This window comes from Sporosarcina sp. Y1004 (assembly GCF_057669665.1).
The window spans coordinates 14,101-32,430 of sequence record NZ_JBYHFQ010000008.1; the positions used below are offsets into that span (position 1 = coordinate 14,101).

The 18,330-nt window shown below is 38.8% G+C and carries 19 protein-coding genes; 16 read left to right on the forward strand and 3 right to left on the reverse strand.

Annotation, left to right across the window (positions count from 1 at the left end; genetic code table 11):
- Positions 1-13: 13 nt before the first annotated feature.
- From AC25Y6_RS07635 to AC25Y6_RS07665, 7 genes are all read left to right on the forward strand, one after another.
- Positions 14-997, forward strand: coding sequence for a ring-cleaving dioxygenase (locus AC25Y6_RS07635; protein ID WP_488142574.1), 984 nt, complete (start codon positions 14-16; stop codon positions 995-997).
- Between the two features lie 17 nt (positions 998-1,014).
- Entirely contained in the window at positions 1,015-1,623 is a 609-nt protein-coding gene (locus AC25Y6_RS07640) for an NADPH-dependent FMN reductase (RefSeq protein WP_482101374.1), read from the forward strand.
- 141 nt (positions 1,624-1,764) lie between these two features.
- The gene (locus AC25Y6_RS07645) at positions 1,765-2,706 is read left to right on the forward strand and encodes a ring-cleaving dioxygenase (RefSeq protein WP_488142575.1); all 942 of its coding nucleotides are present in this window, start codon (positions 1,765-1,767) and stop codon (positions 2,704-2,706) included.
- Between the two features lie 67 nt (positions 2,707-2,773).
- The gene (locus AC25Y6_RS07650; RefSeq protein WP_488142576.1) at positions 2,774-3,712 is read left to right on the forward strand and encodes a ring-cleaving dioxygenase; all 939 of its coding nucleotides are present in this window, start codon (positions 2,774-2,776) and stop codon (positions 3,710-3,712) included.
- An 18-nt stretch (positions 3,713-3,730) separates the two neighbouring features.
- Positions 3,731-4,333: a flavin reductase family protein gene (locus AC25Y6_RS07655; RefSeq protein WP_488142577.1), complete on the forward strand. Its 603-nt coding sequence runs from the start codon at positions 3,731-3,733 to the stop codon at positions 4,331-4,333.
- 49 nt (positions 4,334-4,382) lie between these two features.
- Positions 4,383-4,994: an alpha/beta hydrolase gene (locus AC25Y6_RS07660; RefSeq protein WP_488142675.1), complete on the forward strand. Its 612-nt coding sequence runs from the start codon at positions 4,383-4,385 to the stop codon at positions 4,992-4,994.
- Between the two features lie 69 nt (positions 4,995-5,063).
- The gene (locus AC25Y6_RS07665) at positions 5,064-5,453 is read left to right on the forward strand and encodes a MarR family winged helix-turn-helix transcriptional regulator (protein ID WP_488142578.1); all 390 of its coding nucleotides are present in this window, start codon (positions 5,064-5,066) and stop codon (positions 5,451-5,453) included.
- A 109-nt stretch (positions 5,454-5,562) separates the two neighbouring features.
- Here the strand turns inward: AC25Y6_RS07665 and yiaA are convergent, their stop codons facing one another.
- The gene (yiaA, locus tag AC25Y6_RS07670) at positions 5,563-6,033 is read right to left on the reverse strand and encodes an inner membrane protein YiaA (RefSeq protein WP_482105918.1); all 471 of its coding nucleotides are present in this window, start codon (positions 6,031-6,033) and stop codon (positions 5,563-5,565) included.
- 260 nt (positions 6,034-6,293) lie between these two features.
- Between yiaA and AC25Y6_RS07675 the strand changes: the two genes are divergently transcribed.
- The 6 genes from AC25Y6_RS07675 to AC25Y6_RS07700 all read left to right on the forward strand — a co-directional run bounded on the left by AC25Y6_RS07675 (position 6,294) and on the right by AC25Y6_RS07700 (position 12,266).
- Positions 6,294-7,037 carry an IclR family transcriptional regulator gene (locus AC25Y6_RS07675; RefSeq protein WP_488142579.1) on the forward strand — a complete coding sequence of 248 codons (744 nt, stop codon included), beginning with the start codon at positions 6,294-6,296 and terminating at the stop codon, positions 7,035-7,037.
- 62 nt (positions 7,038-7,099) lie between these two features.
- A complete protein-coding gene (locus AC25Y6_RS07680) occupies positions 7,100-8,032 on the forward strand; it encodes an aldo/keto reductase (RefSeq protein WP_488142580.1) in 933 nt (310 codons plus the stop codon).
- Between the two features lie 50 nt (positions 8,033-8,082).
- A complete protein-coding gene (locus tag AC25Y6_RS07685) occupies positions 8,083-9,228 on the forward strand; it encodes an NADH-dependent flavin oxidoreductase (RefSeq protein WP_488142581.1) in 1,146 nt (381 codons plus the stop codon).
- 386 nt (positions 9,229-9,614) lie between these two features.
- On the forward strand, positions 9,615-10,463 hold the full coding sequence (locus AC25Y6_RS07690; protein WP_488142582.1) for a VOC family protein: 849 nt from the start codon (positions 9,615-9,617) through the stop codon (positions 10,461-10,463).
- 26 nt (positions 10,464-10,489) lie between these two features.
- On the forward strand, positions 10,490-11,563 hold the full coding sequence (locus tag AC25Y6_RS07695) for an LLM class flavin-dependent oxidoreductase (RefSeq protein WP_488142583.1): 1,074 nt from the start codon (positions 10,490-10,492) through the stop codon (positions 11,561-11,563).
- 274 nt (positions 11,564-11,837) lie between these two features.
- Entirely contained in the window at positions 11,838-12,266 is a 429-nt protein-coding gene (locus AC25Y6_RS07700; protein WP_488142584.1) for a hypothetical protein, read from the forward strand.
- A 197-nt stretch (positions 12,267-12,463) separates the two neighbouring features.
- Here AC25Y6_RS07700 and AC25Y6_RS07705 read toward each other — a convergent pair whose 3' ends face one another.
- Complete coding sequence (locus AC25Y6_RS07705; RefSeq protein WP_488142585.1) at positions 12,464-13,948, reverse strand: MDR family MFS transporter; 1,485 nt, start codon at positions 13,946-13,948, stop codon at positions 12,464-12,466.
- A gap of 788 nt (positions 13,949-14,736) precedes the next feature.
- On the opposite strand from AC25Y6_RS07705, the gene AC25Y6_RS07710 reads away from it, so the two are divergent.
- The 3 genes from AC25Y6_RS07710 (at position 14,737) to AC25Y6_RS07720 (ending at position 17,459) form a co-directional block, all read left to right on the forward strand.
- Positions 14,737-16,446, forward strand: a complete 1,710-nt coding sequence (locus AC25Y6_RS07710) for a T7SS effector LXG polymorphic toxin (protein WP_488142586.1) — start codon at positions 14,737-14,739, stop codon at positions 16,444-16,446.
- 13 nt (positions 16,447-16,459) lie between these two features.
- The gene (locus AC25Y6_RS07715; RefSeq protein ID WP_488142587.1) at positions 16,460-17,182 is read left to right on the forward strand and encodes a PoNe immunity protein domain-containing protein; all 723 of its coding nucleotides are present in this window, start codon (positions 16,460-16,462) and stop codon (positions 17,180-17,182) included.
- A 112-nt stretch (positions 17,183-17,294) separates the two neighbouring features.
- Positions 17,295-17,459, forward strand: coding sequence for a hypothetical protein (locus tag AC25Y6_RS07720; RefSeq protein ID WP_488142588.1), 165 nt, complete (start codon positions 17,295-17,297; stop codon positions 17,457-17,459).
- A 289-nt stretch (positions 17,460-17,748) separates the two neighbouring features.
- Here AC25Y6_RS07720 and AC25Y6_RS07725 read toward each other — a convergent pair whose 3' ends face one another.
- Positions 17,749-18,288: a DUF1572 family protein gene (locus AC25Y6_RS07725; protein ID WP_488142589.1), complete on the reverse strand. Its 540-nt coding sequence runs from the start codon at positions 18,286-18,288 to the stop codon at positions 17,749-17,751.
- Positions 18,289-18,330: the final 42 nt, after the last annotated feature.

Below are 18,330 nucleotides of genomic sequence, written 5' to 3' on the forward strand. Positions count from 1 at the left end.
AGGAGGAAACACAATGAACCATTTAAAAGGAATTCACCACGTAACGGCCATCACAAGTAGCGCAGAAAAGAACTATGAGTTTTTCACATACGTATTGGGAATGCGTTTAGTAAAGAAAACAGTCAATCAAGATGATATTCAAACATATCATCTATTCTTCGCAGATGATAAAGGTTCTGCGGGTACTGATATGACATTTTTCGATTTCCCTGGTATTCCAAAAGGAACACATGGAACGAACGAGATTTATAAAACAGCTTTCCGTGTGCCGACAGACGCTGCACTTGATTACTGGGTGAAACGTTTTGATAAGTATAAAGTGAAAAATAGTGGTATTGAAGAAGTGTTCGGTAAGAAAACAATTTCATTTGTGGACTTTGATGAGCAACAATATATGTTGGTTTCTGACGAATTTAATGAGGGTATTGAATCAGGAACGCCTTGGCAAAATGGTCCTGTGCCATTGGAGTTTGCAATTACAGGATTAGGACCAATTCATATTCGTATCGCACAATTTGATTATTTAAAAGAGGTTTTGGAGAAAGTGATGTTAATGCGTGAAATCGCACAAGAAGGCCCAATGCATTTATTTGAAATGGGTGAAGGTGGAAATGGTGCGCAAGTAATTGTAGAGCATAATACGGTTCTCCCAGAAGGTCGCCAAGGCTATGGTACAGTTCATCACACTGCCTTCCGTGTAGAAGACACGAAAGTATTATATGAATGGATTGACCATATGCAAGCTGCTGGTTTCGGTACTTCTGGGTATGTAGATCGCTTCTTCTTCGAATCTCTATATGCACGAGTAGCACCTGGCATCCTTTTTGAGTGGGCAACAGATGGTCCTGGCTTTTTGGGGGATGAGCCTTACGAAACAGTAGGTGAAATTTTATCATTACCACCATTCCTGGAAGGGAAACGGGAACAAATCGAGGCATCAGTACGACCAATCGATACGGTACGTAGCACGATTAAAATAGACAAAGAGTACTTATAAGGAGGTGGAATTGGAGAATGGGTTTTTTTAGTAAGTTATTCGGAACACAACAACCACAACAACAAGAGGAGGAAAAAACAATGACAAAATCAAACATAGGTATTATTTTAGGATCGACACGTGAAGGACGCGTAAGCCCACAAGTTGGGACATGGGTAAAAGAATTAGCAGATAAACGCGGGGATGCAAACTACACGATTATTGATATCGCAGAATACAAATTACCACTTTTAGGTGAAGCCGGCGGCGATGCATCAGGTGCAGCAGCATGGTCAGAAATCATTGCTAAACAAGACGGATTTGTATTCATCGTTCAAGAATACAATCACTCGATTACAGGAGCACTCAAAAATGCGCTAGACTACTTACGTGATGAGTGGAACAATAAAGCTGCAGGTATCGTATCATACGGTTCAGTAGGTGGAGCTCGTGCAACAGAACATTTACGTGGTATTTTAAGTGAATTATCTGTAGCGCATGTTCGTGTTCACCCAGCGTTATCGTTATTTACAGATTTCGAAAATGGTACAGACTTCAAACCAGCTGCTGTACAAGCAGATTCAGTAAACCAAATGCTCGACCAAGTTATCCCTTGGACAACTGCATTAAATACTGTACGTAACTAATTTTAACGCAAGTAAATCTATACAAGTCGCAAAATGTGCATATGCACATTTTGTGATTTTAATAAATAAATTCTTAGCAAAACGATTTCAAGCGGATTGAAGGTTTTGCTTAGAATTTATATCGGAAAGGAAGATACTAAGATGAATAAAATAGCGGGTCATCACCATATTTCCATGATTACAAAAAAAGGACAACAAAACAATCAATTTTATGTAAAGGTGCTCGGACTGCGTAGAGTGAAAAAAACAGTCAATCAAGATGATCCAAGCATGTATCATTTGTTCTATGGAGATTTAACGGGTAGCGCCGGAACAGAGTTGTCCTTCTTTGAAATCCCGATGGCTGGAAGCACAAGGAGAGGAACGAATGCCATTACGCGGATTGGGTTACTCGTTCCGTCTTATGATAGTTTACTGTATTGGAAAGATAGATTTGAATTACTTGATGTAAAACATGGGGAGTTAACCAAGTACGCAGGGCGTGACGCACTCCATTTTGAAGATGCTGAGGGTTTACGTCTAGTCCTATTAAATAATAACGATGACGAGGTTCCGACGCTGTGGCAGACATGGGACGATTCAATTGTTGTAGAGAAACATCGTATTCTTGGAATGGGCGCAGTGGAAATGACCGTGCAATCTTTAGATAGCCTAGCGAATACATTAGAAAACTTGTTTGGGTATGAACTAGCCTCACGTAAAGCGAAAGAAGCTATCTATCAATCAGTAAAAGGACAGTCTTTTGGTGAAATTGTCATTGTGGAGAAGGGCGGTCCACAAGAGAAACCAGGAAAAGGCAGTGTGCACCACGTAGCTATCCGAGTAAAAGATGGCGATGAGTTACGTGAGTGGAGCCAACGTATTCAAGATTTTGGTTTTGCAGTGAATAAAATAACAGATCGTTACTATTTTGAGAGTTTATATTTTAGAGAAGAAAATGGTATTTTATTTGAATTAGCGACAGACGGACCAGGTTTTACAGTGGATTCGACCATTGAATCCTTGGGGGAAAAGTTAGACTTACCGCCATTTTTGGAGAGTAAGCGAGTTGAAATTGAGGCGAAATTAGAACCCATTGAGTAAAGGCAAGGGGAACTAGTACAAGTAGTTACGATAGGAAAAGGAAAGAACAATAGAGGAGGAAATAATTGTGAAAAAACAAACAGCAGGTATTCACCATATCACAGCAATTGTTGGTCATCCACAGGAAAACATTGATTTTTATGCAGGGGTATTAGGTTTACGTTTAGTTAAACAAACAGTGAATTTCGACGATCCGGGCACATATCATTTGTATTTTGGAGATGGTGGTGGAAAACCAGGTACTATTATTACCTTTTTCCCATGGGCAGGCGCTGCTCAAGGTCAAATTGGAGATGGGCAAGTTGGTATTACGTCGTACGTTGTTCCAGTAGGATCTTTGGATTTTTGGGAAAAGCGTTTGGCGAAATTTAAAATTGAATATAAACAAGTAGAGCGTTTTGGTGAGACATATTTACAATTTGATGATCCACACGGCTTACATCTTGAAATTGTTGGACGTGAAGCGGGAGCGCTAAACGATTGGACATTTGGAGAAGTAACCAAAGAAGTCGCAATAAAAGGATTTGGTGGGGCAACTCTATACTCAAGCAGACCAGAAGAAACTGCTAAAACAGTAACGGATGTAATGGGACTTGAATTGGTTGGAACAGAAGGTGACTATACTCGCTTTAAAGCTTCTGCTGATATAGGTAATATCATAGATTTAAAAATGGTCGTTGGTGTTCGTGGCAAGCTGGGTGTTGGAACGGTTCACCATATTGCATGGCGGGCTCAGGATGATGCAGATCATCTTGAATGGCAACAACATGCGAGGAATCTTGGTCAACATGTAACAGAATTGAAGGACCGCAACTACTTCAACGCACTGTACTTCCGTGAATCAGGTGAAATATTATTTGAAATTGCAACAGATCCACCAGGATTTGCACATGATGAAACACCTGAAACAATGGGCACTCAGTTGATGTTACCTGTACAATATGAACAACGTCGTGAGCAATTAGTTAATGCGCTTATTCCAATTCAAGTGCGTTCAATCGACTAAATAAGGGGGCTAAATAAATTGATTTCGATTGACCCAAAACAAAATAGTGAGCGGGATAATTATAAACTTCTCATTGGTACTATAATTCCTAGACCTATTGCTTTTGTCACTACTGTGTCTGAGGATGGTATCGTTAATGGTGCACCATTTAGCTATTTCAATATTGTTTCATCCAACCCGCCGATGGTTTCACTTGCTATTTCGAGACCTAATAATTTGAAAGATACTGCAAGAAATATTTATAGTAGTCGTGAATTCGTAGTGCATATTGTAGATGATGAAAATGTGGCGAAAATCAATGAAACCGCAGCTTCATTACCTGCAACTGAAAGTGAAATTGAATTGGCGAATCTAACGCTTGTACAAAGTGAAATTGTCTCTGTACCGGGAGTGAAGGAATCTAAAGTTCGAATGGAATGCAGACTTGTACAAGCCATTCCTTTGGGTGGAGAAGGACCTGGTAGTGATTTGTTTATTGGAGAGATTGTACGCTTTCACATTGACAAAGAGATTTATGAAGATGGTCGAATTGACCCGAGAGGCTTAAACGCTGTCAGCCGATTAGCTGGTACCAATTACGCAAAAATTGGCGACATTTTTTCTATTGAAAGACCGAAGTAGTATTGAAAAATCCACTTAGATTACCCTCTTTTGAAAGGAGAGAATAAATATTATGCAACATATATTTAAACAAGGAACAAATAGTGAAAAACCAGTTCTATTACTATTACACGGTACTGGTGGCAATGAAAATGCTTTATTGTCTTTAGCAGATATCGTAGATCCTGATGCTTCTGTACTCAGTGTACGTGGAAATGTATTAGAAAATGGGATGCCACGTTTCTTTAAACGCTTAGCTGAAGGTGTTTTTGATGAGGAGGATTTAATTTTCCGAACAAATGAGCTCAATGCATTTTTAGATGAAGCTGCTGCAGAATATAAATTTGACCGTCAAAACATCGTGGCTATTGGGTATTCAAACGGTGCTAATATTGCGGCCAGTCTATTATTCCACTTTAATGATTCACTAAAAGGTGCCATTTTACATCATCCTATGGTGCCAAGACGTGGCATAGCACTTCCAGATTTAACAGGTATCCAAGTATTCATTGCAGCAGGAACAAATGATCCGATTTGTCCACAACAAGAATCCGTTGATCTGAAAAAACTGTTAGAAGATGCAAGTGCGTCGGTTGGTGTGATATGGGTAGATACTGGACATCAGCTCACAATGACAGAAGTGGAAGCTGCTAAACAGTGGTATGAACAGATTTACTCTTAAACAGGTAAACTATTTTAAGTAGGTGATTAAGTGAATGAAAAGTGTGAAAACCAGCCATATTTGTTGTTAATGAAAACAACAAAAGCAATTCAGGAACGAATAAGGCGGGTAATGATTACTAATAAGCTTAACATTACGGAGTTTGCTGTTTTAGAGGTATTATTTCTGCAGGGGAAACAAACCATTCAGCAGATTGGTAATAGCATACTCATTGCTAGTGGTTCTATGACTTATGTTATAGATAAATTAGAAGATAAGGGCTTATTAAATAGAAATGCATGTCCTGATGACCGACGAGTAATCCATGTGGTACTAACGGAAGATGGAAACCGCTTAATGCGGAAAATCATGCCAAAACATCAAGATATGGTTAATTACATGTTTGGATCTTTAACTGAAGATGAGTCCAAAACAATGGTGAATCTTTTAAGTAAGGTAAGTAAAAGAGTAGAGACATAATATTTTTCTTGTAGACGTCTCTAACAAGTTTCACCCCGTTCTAGATTTAGAACGGGGTTTATATATTGCTCTTTAATTAAATAGAATTGTCAAACTAGAGAATGGGAACTCAATCTATTTCTCTTGCTTTCTGTGTATCCCTAACATTTTTTTGAACTGTTATCGCTGCAAATATACTAAGAACAAAAGCCATACCATAAAATCCTTTTTCACTTAAAACAATACTTCCTGCATTGTATAATCCGATGGCCATTAATAAAATAGATACAATTAGCGCAAACCAGCTAATTCCATAATAGATATTCGTAACTGGTATTCCTTCATCTTTATCTCTGACTGCTTTTTGTAAAGATATAGATGAATACAGTCCGAATAGTAAAACTGCAAAGTAATATCCTTTTTCATTCAGTTCCATGACTGCGTTATACAAACCTAAGAGATAAGCCGATACACCTATTAGAAGCGCTGCTAAGGAAGCACCTTTGAAGGCTGAAGTGGGTTCTCCTAGTTTTCTTTCTACTTTCATTTTTGAATCACTTTGTGTTTCTTTGTCAAAGAACCCTTCATTATCGTTAGACATTGAATATTCCCCTCCCTTCAGACAATCATATCCAAACACATGTAAACTAGCAACAATCCTTGAAATAGTCAGACACCTAAAACTTGTTCGATTCCATAAAATGTTGAGCTTAATATAATAAAATCTAGCTGCACTACGGCTTTTAAAAACGTAGATTATGGGCTTACTTCAAATATGTTTCAAATAATGAAACAAAGTGCTGAGTTGTTGAATCAAATTAAAAGGTGACCTAAGATGATTTTAGAGACGGGGTGAATTGGATGAGTAAATATGAAGTTGCGACGTTAAAAAAAGGGCTTCAAATCCTAGATTTGCTACAACAGGAACAATATCTAACTTTGACAGAAGTTACAAAGGCACTGGATTTAAATAAGACTACTGTTTTTCGGTTGCTGAGCACTCTGGAAAATATGAACTATATTTCAAAAAAAGGCAAGTATTATACATGGAATAATGAAAAGTTCCAAATGGATGGAAGTGAAAGATCCATTGACTGGACCACGTTACAAACACCTTACCAATTGGGAGTAAGTGCGGCAGAAGGTGTGTATATTGGGGTGCTAGAAGGAACTGAAGTAGTTATGAAACAAATGATTAAACCTCCTTTTATAGAACCGTACCAGCCCGAGATAGGGGATCGTTCCCCATCCCACATTAGTGCTCTTGGTAAAGTCATACTGGCAAATTTAATGCCAACTGACCAACAAGAAGTATTCTCTCTCCTTCCATTTAATCAAGCCACCGATAATACATTTGTAGATCAGGAAATTTTCTCTCGACACTTGGAAGTTATAAAAAACCAAGGATTTTCCATCGACGACGAAGAAAGATTTGTTGGCATTCGTTGCATTGCTGCCCCGGTATTCCATGAGAATCAAGTAATTGCAGCAGTCGCAATCGCTGGGCCAATAGACAAAATGAAAAAAACTATCCTAAGAGGATTGACGAATAAAGTGATAGCTGTAAGTGAAGAAATAACCAAGGAACTAAACATTCGGTATTAAGAATTGAATCTCCTGCATAGGAAATCATAAATGCAATTAAAATGCGAAATGAGGAAACCATAATGACGAAACAAACACTACTTGGAAAATCAGGAATATATATAAATCCGATTGGACTTGGAACCAATGCGGTTGGGGGACATAATCTATATCCTAACTTAGACGAAGAAGCGGGAAAAGAGCTCGTTCGAGTTGCGATTGAAAATGGTGTGAATTTTATCGACACAGCCTATCTATATGGACCGGGAAGATCAGAAGAATTAGTTGGAGAGGTGATTAAAGAAACAGGAAAAAGGGATGATATTATTCTTGCAACGAAAGGGTCAATGAAATTCGTTGGCCAGGAAATGCAAAATGACAATACGCCATCCTTTTTGAAACAAGCAGTAGAAGATAGTTTGAAACGTATGCAAACCGACTATATCGACTTGTTCTATATTCATTATCCAGATGGCGTTACACCGGGATATGAAGCTGTGGGAGCATTAAAAGAATTAAAAGATCAAGGAAAAATTAGAGCAATCGGCTTATCAAATTTTTCACTGGATCAGTTAAAAGAGGCAAACAGAGACGGTTACGTTGATGTATATCAAGGAGAATATAATTTAATCCAGCGTTCAGCTGAAAAAGAATTACTTCCCTATACTGCCGAGCAAAACATTTCCTTTATTCCATTTTTCCCGCTTGCATCAGGATTGTTAGCAGGAAAATACAATAAAGACATGAAATTTAATGATTTACGTGCCAACATGCCACATCTACAGGGCGAAGAATTTGAAATGAACCTGGGGAAAGTGGAACAGCTTCGTGAAATTGCGAATGCAAAACAGGCTGAAGTGGCACATATTGTTCTAGCTTGGTATTTAACACGTGATTCAATCGATGCGGTCATTCCTGGTGCTAAACGGGCAGATCAAGTGCTTAACAATTTAAAATCACTAGATGTTCAATTAACAGAGAACGAGATCGCAAAGATTGACAGTATTTTTAGGTAAATATTCATATGGCATTTTTTATAGGTATATCAAAGGAGAGAGATCCAACAATGAAAGAGAAATACCAACCAATATTAGAACCTTTTACACTAAATAATGGAGTTCAGTTAAAAAACCGAATTGTCATGCCGCCTATGACCACTTTTTCGGCGAATTCGGATGATACTGCTTCAGACGCGGAGCTAGCTTACTATGCGGCTCGTTCGGGTGGACCAGGTATGGTGATTACGGCGTGTACGTATGTGCAAGCAAGCGGAAAAGGTTTTGAGGGGCAATTTGCAGCGGATCGGGATACGATGATTCCTAGTTTGAGAAGTGTTGCTTCTTCGATAAAAGATAAAGGGGCGAAGGCTGTATTGCAGCTTTATCATGGCGGGAGATTGGCCGTGCCACATCTGATTCCAGAAGGAGAAACTGTAAGTGCAAGCAGTGTTGCTCCCCTTCTTGACCGTGGTTTCTATAGTATCGAGAAAACACCTCGAAGCTTGACGGATAAGGAAGTCCTTCAATTAGTTATAGCATTTGGCGAGGCGACGAGGCGGGCTATAGAAGCTGGTTTTGATGGAGTGGAATTGCATGGTGCGAGTGGGTACATTATTCAACAATTCTTCTCCCCTCATTCGAATACACGAACAGACCGCTGGGGCGGATCCATTGAGAACCGATTGGCCTTTCCACTTGCCGTCATTGAGGAAGTGAAACGCGTAATTGCTGAGTATGCCAGAGAACCGTTTATTATTGGCTATCGTCTGTCTCCAGAGGAACCGGAAACGCCAGGAATTACGATGGCTGAGACGTTCGTGCTTCTCGACTCACTAATGGATGAGGAAATAGACTATATTCATTTGGCGTTAAACGACTTATGGTCGAAACCTCGACGCGGTGTGGAAAGTGATCGTTCACGGGTTGAACTCATCCAGGAATATGTTGGAAACCGTGTTCCTATTATAGGAGTAGGCTCCATCCACACACCAGATCAAGCAGTACAAGCACTCGAGCAAACGGGCATTCCACTTATTGCTTTAGGAAGAGAACTTATTATGGAGCCGGAATGGGTAGAAAAAGTGCAACATGGAAAAGAAAACGAAATCAATACGACGATCACTCAAAATGATCAGGCCCGTCTCCAAGTACCAGATCCACTTTGGGAACTCATGATGTCCGTGGAGGGTTGGTTCCCTGTTAAAAGTTTGTGAAAGCTAAAAAATTGTCCTCAGACATTTAAACTGGGGACAATTTTTTCTTGATGTAAAATGAGTATAATCTCACCTAACAACCTCGTTTTCCAAATCCTTTATCCTCTCTAATAGGACTCTGCTACTCACACCGATTCAAGAATGCAAAAGGTCTGTGGACCAGGTATTAACTTTATATCATTAACCCCATCCACCCCATCCACCCCATCCACCCCATCCACCCCATCCACCTATGACCTTACAAACCTAGGGCAAGTCGACTTCTTCCATCAAATCAACTGTTGCAAATTAGTTACTTGACTACTGCTTATTTTAATTATATACTTACTTACATAAAGTAACTAACTAACTAGTATGTTGTGTTTAAAAATGAGGAGGTAACAGCAATGAATTTTCATCATGAGCCTATAACATTCGTAGGCCAAGTTAACTTAAAGGTACAAAATTTAGAACGATCGTTAGCATTTTATCAAGAAGTAATCGGATTTAAGGTAGTAGAGCAAACTGAAAAAACTGCAAACCTGACAGCGGATGGAAAGACAATATTATTATCAATTCAACAGTCGGATCATATAGTTCCTAAACAAGGGAAAACTACGGGATTGTATCACTATGCACTTCTTCTACCTAAACGTTCTGATTTAGCTGCAATCGTGAAACATTTTAGGGAAATTGGTTTACGGTTTGGTTCCTCTGACCATCTTGTGAGTGAAGCACTTTACTTATCTGACCCAGATGGAAATGGGATTGAAATCTATATAGACCGTGACCCTTCCGTATGGGATTGGGATAACGGAGAAGTGGCTATGACAGTTGATCCATTGAATTTTACAGACCTCTTAGCTGTAGATGAACAGCAATCATGGGAAGGTTTACCTGCCGGCACTGTTATGGGACATATCCATTTGCATGTTTCCGAGTTAGAAAAGACTGAAGAATTTTATATCGAAGGACTCGGATTTGGAGTAGTAAATCGATTTGGAGCTCAGGCACTATTCATTTCGGATGGTCACTACCATCACCATATTGGTTTAAATACTTGGAATGGAATAGGAGCTCCTGCGCCATCACCTAATAGCGTCGGGCTTGAATCGTTTACGTTAATGCTTCCAAATGAGGAAAAGAAAAATAAAATGATCGCTCAATTAAAGAATATTGGTGCTTCCGTCACTGAAGACAATGGTTCTACCGTTGTTACAGATCCTTCTGGAAATCGTATTCATATAAGAGTCTGAGGATTAAATGGAGGATTAATACAACTATGCGTGAAAGTGAAGGAATTAAAAATTCGGGAATTGAAATTGGTCTATATACACTTGGAGATATAGTGGCTGACCCGTTAACTGGAAAAACGATCAGTGCAGGGCAAAGGATTAAGGAAATAATGGAAGCGGCAAAACTTGCTGATGATACTGGACTGGATATTTTTGGTGTAGGCGAACATCATCGTTTAGACTATGCCATATCTTCACCTTCAGTCATCTTAGCTGCCATAGCCCAACGAACGAAACGAATCAAATTGACAAGTGCGACTACAGTGTTAAGTACGATTGATCCTGTTCGTTTGTTTGAAGACTTCGCTACATTGGATTTGCTATCAGATGGACGTGCAGAATTAATCGCAGGTCGTGGTGCGTTCCTGGAATCATTCCCCCTTTTCGGTTATGACCCAAATGACTATGATGCCTTGTTCGAGGAAAATATCGACTTGTTTTTAAAGCTAAACAAAAACGAGAGAATTACATGGGATGGTCACTTCCGCCCGTCATTAAAGAATGCTGAAATTGCACCCCGCCCTATACAGAAAGAATTGCCAATGTGGGTTGGTGTTGGAGGTACTCCAAGTAGTGCCGCCCGTGCAGGCAGGTTGGGTGTTGGGATGGCACTAGCAATCCTAGGCGGTGATCCTGTGCGGTTTAAACCGTTGGTGGATTTATACCGTAAAGCTGGAATTGAGGCTGGGCATGACCTAGATAACCTCAAAATCGGTGTAACTGGCCATGGATATTTGTCAAAGACAACCCAGCAAGCCAAAGATGAATTCTATCCTTATTATTCAAATTATCGATCATACGTAGACCGTCAGTTAGGAATAGGAGAAGGGAAAATGTCACGGACAGACTTTGAGCAAATCACAGCTCCGGACTCTGCTTTGTTCGTAGGAAGTCCCCAAGAAATAGCCGAAAAAATTCTCCGTCAACACGAACTCTTTGGACACCAACGTTTCATGGCGCAGTTAGACATAGGTGGTTTACCGTTTGAAAAAGTAGCCGAGAGTATTGAGCTATTAGCTACAGAAGTGGCTCCAATCGTCAGGAAAGCAACGAGTAAGTAAAGATGGACTATTATAACCTAAATTATAAAAGCCGAATTCCTCGCTTATAGCAGCGAGAAATTCGGTTTTTTTTTCTAGGTGCGATTAAGCTTCCGTTCTTAGTATTGGATTATTATATAGAGTAAGGAAGTTTCCGAATTCATAGGCATGGCGGTAATTGGTGTTGCAAAGTTCATATCTGAATAGGGAAATAAGACTGATAGATATATAGTGGTGGTATACAGTGATTTTCTTAAAATTCAATATTCGTGAAGTAGTGAAGGGGAAATGGTAAGTGGAGCCAACAATTATAATTGGGTTATTTTTTATTACATTCGGCATTTTTGTAGCTAGTCTTTTAACTTTTCTATTACCTAAGAGAGTTAGAAAGTTTGTTTGGGTTTTACTGGGCATCGTTTTAATTTGTATTTATATCTATCAAGCAGCAATCAGGCCTTTGATAATAGAGCAACAAACTGAGAAGGCTATAGAGGTATTAGAAGGTCATTTGGTAGAAAAGTACCCCATTGATTCATGGAGGATTTCAGATACAGATGACTTTAAGGTAGAGCCTATTATAAGTCTACATGTAATTTTCGAGAGCGAGCCAAAAGTGGTGTACGAATATGCAATTGAAGATACAGTGATAGAACAAGTTAGTATGTGGACGGTGTCAGGGACATTGATAGAGGAAAGTGGAATTGAACCACAACATGCAGAGTAATAAGTCAGGGTTTTTGGACGAGTGTATTTTAACTAATCGGGCTCAGAACAATCCAAACAAACTAAACACTTAGCGCCTATTTTTTGATTGAGTTATTTTCAAGTTTTTTAGTTATTCAATAGGCCTGTTTCTTTGAATAAAAAAACGCCTTTTCCTCCAACATTTAAATTGTGGGAAAGGCGCTTGATAAGTTATTGTCAATTACTCTTTTGGGTCGGTTCATCCAATTCTCTTGGCTCCGCACGATAAACAGTAAACGCCAAGATAACTGCTACAATAGACATGGCAAAAGCGATGAAATAGACAAGTTCGACACCGGCTACCATTGCTTCACTTATTGTAGCCGGATCATTAGGTGTATCTGTTTGTTGTAAAAATTTAAGTTGCCTAGCGTTCATGATACTAATAAACACGGATACGCCGATGGCACCGGCCACAGGTTGTAATGTTGACATAACAGCGGTTCCGTGTGGATATAGTCGTTTAGGCAACTGGTTTAAGCCGTTTGTCTCTGCAGGCATCATGATGGCTGAAACTGTTAACATTAATAAAGTATAACCGACGATTACAACCCATAAAGAAGTTTCAGTCGTCAATCTGCTCATCATAAACATCGTACCGCTTAAAACAAGTGTTGCAGGAATCATTAATACTCTAGGACCGAACTTGTCAAAAAGATGCCCCATAAATGGTGACATAATTCCATTCAAAAGACTCCCTGGTAAGAGCACGAGACCTGCTGTAGCCGCACTCAAAGCTAAAGGGCCTTGCATATAAATTGGTAAAATAATCTCTGAAGCGAACATGGCCATGATAATGATTAAAAACATCAAAACTGCATGTGTAAACATTGGATATTTAAAAACCCTTAAATCCATGATGGGTTCTTCAAGTTTTAATTGCCTAATTACAAATAATACAATTCCGGCGACTCCAGCAATGATTGCGATTAAAACATTTGTACTCAAAAATCCATCCGCGCTTTCTCCCACTGAACTAAAACCATAAACAATTGATCCGAAACCGATTGTAGAAAAAATGATTGATATGACATCAATCTTCGGCTTGGTTATTTCTGAAACATTAATTAAATACTTGTAAGCAAATAAAATAGAAAACAAAGAAAATGGAATGACAATAATAAACAAATTACGCCATCCTAAATATTCAACAATAACTCCAGAAAGCGTAGGTCCAATCGCGGGTGCAAACATAATGACAAGGCCAACTAAGCCCATTATCTTTCCACGCTTATTTGGGGGATAAATGAGTAAAAATACATTAAAGATGATGGGCATTAATAATCCCGTTCCAATTGCCTGGATTAATCGACCGACTAACAATATTGAAAACGTTGGTGCACTCGCACAGATAATTGACCCAATGGTGAAAACAACCATAGTACTTAAAAATAGTTGTCGGGTTGTATACCATTGGAGTAACAATGCAGACACAGGGATAACAACTGCCATCACGAGCATGAAACCTGTCGCCATCCACTGTACAGTCGTTAATGAGATTGAAAACTCTTCCATTAATGTGACGAGCGCAATATTTAAAAGTGTTTCGTTTAATATCGCGAAAAAAGCTCCAATAATTAAGGAAAGCATAATAGGGATAACCTTAGCATTCGGATTATCCGCCAAATACTCGTACTTTTTTGGTTCTTGATTATCTTCCATATACAAAAACTCCTTCAGTCTATATTATTTTTTAACCGCAATTCCTATCTTGGGTAAAAAGTAGACGAAAGGAGCAAATCTGCATAATTAATTTTAGACATAAACACTTTCCATCACACAATAAAAATGTAGGGATGGATATGTTTAGAAACAAAAAAAGAGAGAGTAGTCCCTCTCCCTGTTTAATCTAGTTGAATTTACTTAAAAGGCAGACCTATTCGAATACTCTACCCAAGTAGAGCCTTCATAGCTATTCAATTAGCCAAGCAAAGTGAATCGAAACCTTACAGCTGCCGTTTTACTTCAGTACTGCGCTTGAAAAATGTAAGATAATCCTAACATATCTTAATTATGATATCAATAATGTAGTTGATCGTTTCATGATTAAATGAGTGACAGGGACCAAAAATAACTCATTTACGGATTTTGACGATAGTACAAATATTATTAATAAAAGTTTAAGAGGTTTAACAATACTTAACTCGAACGAATAATAAGTTCTGGGATGATAGGGCTAGTATTTAATTGCCCTTATACTGGGTTTCTTTGACAAAAAAATTTTCTGGTGTTATTTATAAGAGTAACGAAAAAAAGTCTAAATGAAAGTAGTTGCTGTATTAGAAGAAACATTTTTATTTCTTATACGTTTTGACAATATATTTTTTTCTAAATGCAAGTACGAATACACTAAAAGTGATATTGATAGAAATTTCTTGTGCTGAGATAACGGAATCTTGGAGAAATTTCAACACGTATGACGATAATGGTTTCAAGAAGGTGGTATTATAATGAAAGTATTGGACGTTAGCCCATTTCATGATGGCTTGCGACGGAATATTGCGATGCTTGGTCGTTTAGAAAGCGAAATGAGCACCATCAAGACTGCAATCGAGGGGCTTGTCGCAATGGACGATTCATTGAAAGGGCAAGGGGGCGATGCAATCCGCGCATTTTATAATAATTGCCATTTGCCACTCTTGCAATTTTTCATGACTTTTAAAAGTAGTTTTGAAAGCATCCTCACCCAAATGGATTCTGCACTCGACACATTGGAACCGGATTCGAATGGGTTCATCCGAGAAGGTTTTCTAGATGGTGAGGTTGAAGGTGGACTAACGGAGATATCGCAACTAACAAGTGGTCTAACAGAAGAAGCGAACGATATTATGAATCAAGTCGCCGATATTATCGGACTTCCACATCTAAATGATAGCGATATGCAAGAAGGCGTCCGCGATGCGCGAAGGAAGCGAGATTATACGATTGCCGATTTAAATGAATTCGATGCGATCCAAATAAATGCCTTAACGATAATCGAAAATGATCTTCTGACAATGGAGACATGGATTTCGGATATCGAGGGATTGTTCACGGACAGTGTAACTGAAATTGATTTTCCATTACAAGGATGGGCGGCTTTGTCAGCAAAAAATATGCTTAAGACGGATTTAGCGCATCGTACGGCGGCAATGGCAGGGATTGCTGGGATGAGTGGTACGTATGATATGTCGGCAACCGGGCTTGGAACGGATTTAGCGGATATCGATTCAGTTATGAACCAGTATGGATTCGAATATGGACCAGGTGAGCTTCACGAAACAGGTGCCTCTTCACTTCTTGGCATGGCAACTCAAGCCAGTCTTCTCTATGACGCCAGGATAAGCGATGCGACTGCGTCAGCTGGGAGTATAGTCATCACATCAGATGGGAAGAAAGTGACTGGGCAAGTGACCTCGACTTCTGCTGCCAAGGTGGAGAATCCGAAGAAGAAAAAGAATAAATTTTTAAGGTTCCTAAAAGATACCGCTGACTTCCTTATCCTGGATGATGTGAAAACTGTAGTTGATCCAAATGCCTCCCTAGTAGCAAAAGGGGTTGCGATTTTTTCAGTCACGCCGGCTGGTAAAGGGTTGAAGGCTGGTAAATTAGGATATAAACTTATTCGTAAATCTCCGGTGGCAAAATGGGTAAGTCCTAAGAAGCCAGATAAAATTATGAGTAAAGGGACACATAAGGGCACGAATAATGTTGTAGATATTGCGAAAGCTCAGCAACGTTCAGTAATAAACTCTGTCGAAAACGGCAGTGTCAAACTTAAAACTAACAAACAAAAAGGGAACTATGGTGAAATAAAGATGGATGTTCATTTCGAAAACCAAGGTTATACTAGGATTAGTACAGATCGAGTAACAAGCTTAGACGATAAAATCGTTAAAGGAATAGATGGTGTTTATGAGAACACCGGTCCGCCGCCTAAGTTTATCATTGGTGAGGCGAAATATAATACTTCCCAATTAGGTAATACTAAAAGTGGGAAGCAGATGAGCGATGATTGGATAGAAGAACGTTTAGATGGGGCGATAGGAAAAGAAATGGCTGATGAGGTTAGATTGGAAGCCCTATTAAACCCTAATAATGTAGAAAAAAACTTAATTCGGGTTAAAGAAGATGGAGGCATATTAAAACAAACCATCAATAAAAATGGACATAAAAAGTAGGGAGGGCAACAATATGATTAGGGATTTTTTGAAAGACGAAAAATACTTCGATGAGTTTTTAAGGTATGAAAATGAAAGAATAGAGAAGTTTAATACAGCTATTAATACTGTAATAAACCAACGAGGAACGGAAGATGAAGGGGTTCAAAGAACATACATTTCTATAAGCGGATTTTATTTTAATAAATTAAGGGCAATGTATTCATACGGTTGTTCACTTGAGGAGATCAAGGCACTTCTTCCCGAAGCCATCGATGTGATGGAGAAGTCTTGGAAACCTGAAAGTGGTTATGTCCAAATGGTTTGGATGTTGTCTATTGGGATAATGCTAGATATGAATGATGATCAATTCGAAAAGTTGAATAACCTAGTAAAAGGGCATAGTGTACAAGACTTCTTAATCAACTTTCTTATTAACTCAAGAAATAAAACTGAGCGGAAGGTGGTTGATGTGAAATTATTACATGAGGTTCCATATGCAAAACTAATAGAAGTTATAAAGTGTGAAGACAAGGACTTGAGTGTAATTAGATTAAAAGAGTATTTAAGATTGGAATGGTATGAGGGACATAATGATACCGGTTGGTACGAGTCTCATAAAAATAAAAATGATATTTACAGTGGATATTGGAGTTTTGAAAGTGGTGCTATTGCAAAGATTCTACAGTTGGATGACAGGATTTTAAAAGGAATACCTTATTACCCATATGACATGGTACATTATCAAGTCAATTAAATTTGGAATGCTACAGGAAAAGCAGTTTTCTGTGGCATTTTTTCCTTTATAATAAATTATTGGTGATGAAAAACCACTGTGAATGACAGCGATGTCTAGGGAGGCGTCCGAAATGTGCGAAAGAAGTGGGATGGATCATACGATTGCCGATTTGAACGAATTCGATGCAGTCCAGACGAGCGCATTAGGGGCAATCGAGGGCGGAAAAATAGCTTTGGCCTCTTACTTTACTGAATCGTTTTCTCCCGGCTTCAACGTCAATAACAATTCTCATTAAATACCGAAAAGCTGAACATCATAAAGGGAGTGCTTCAAGTCTGTATCTTGTAGCTTATTATGTAGGTGTCACGGCAGGAAGTACGCTACTTAGTCCACTTTGGGAGTCGATCGGCTGGAAGGGTATCATTATCTTTACAACGATATTGCCAATCTTTTACGTTGGGTTGATTACAATGAGAGGAAAACAAAGGATGTATGGGTGACCGGTAATTGTTCAATCGCGAAAGTTTAAACAATCACATCTGTTTGAACTTTCGCGATTGCTTTAATAGCTGTCACTAAACAATTTATCTTGATTGGTTTTCCCTCAGCATTTTTTGCAGGTATTCTTCCGATTTTCCTGTGGGAATACTAAGGCTTTCCCAATTCTCGGCCTTTAATTGTTTCCCAATAAAAACAAGTTGCCCTATATGACAAGCGTAATGAGCTAGCTGTCTTTCAATAGCTTCAAGTACCGTATGACCCTCACCACGAATATATACTGTTTTCAACAAATCTTGTTCAACTAATCCACTTAGCGTTTCAAAAAGAATAGTCCATCCTTGTTCCCAAGTTCTCATCAATTCTTGCTTTGATGAAATTGTATCTTCAAATTCCTGTTCACGATTTCTAGAAGACTTTTCCCCATCCGAAGTTAAAAAATCAGACCACCTAGATGTCATATTGCCACTTAAATGTTTCACGATAACTGCAACATTATTCGAACCTGCATTTAAAACCCAATGAATGTCCTCATCGGATAATTGACTTATTGTTTTATCTCCAAGGTCTTTAACGCTTTTAAATCGTTCTTGGACAATCTTCAAATACTCATTTCCCAAACTCATCATTTTTCCTCCTCACGGGTTCGTTCAAATAAAATTCCCAAT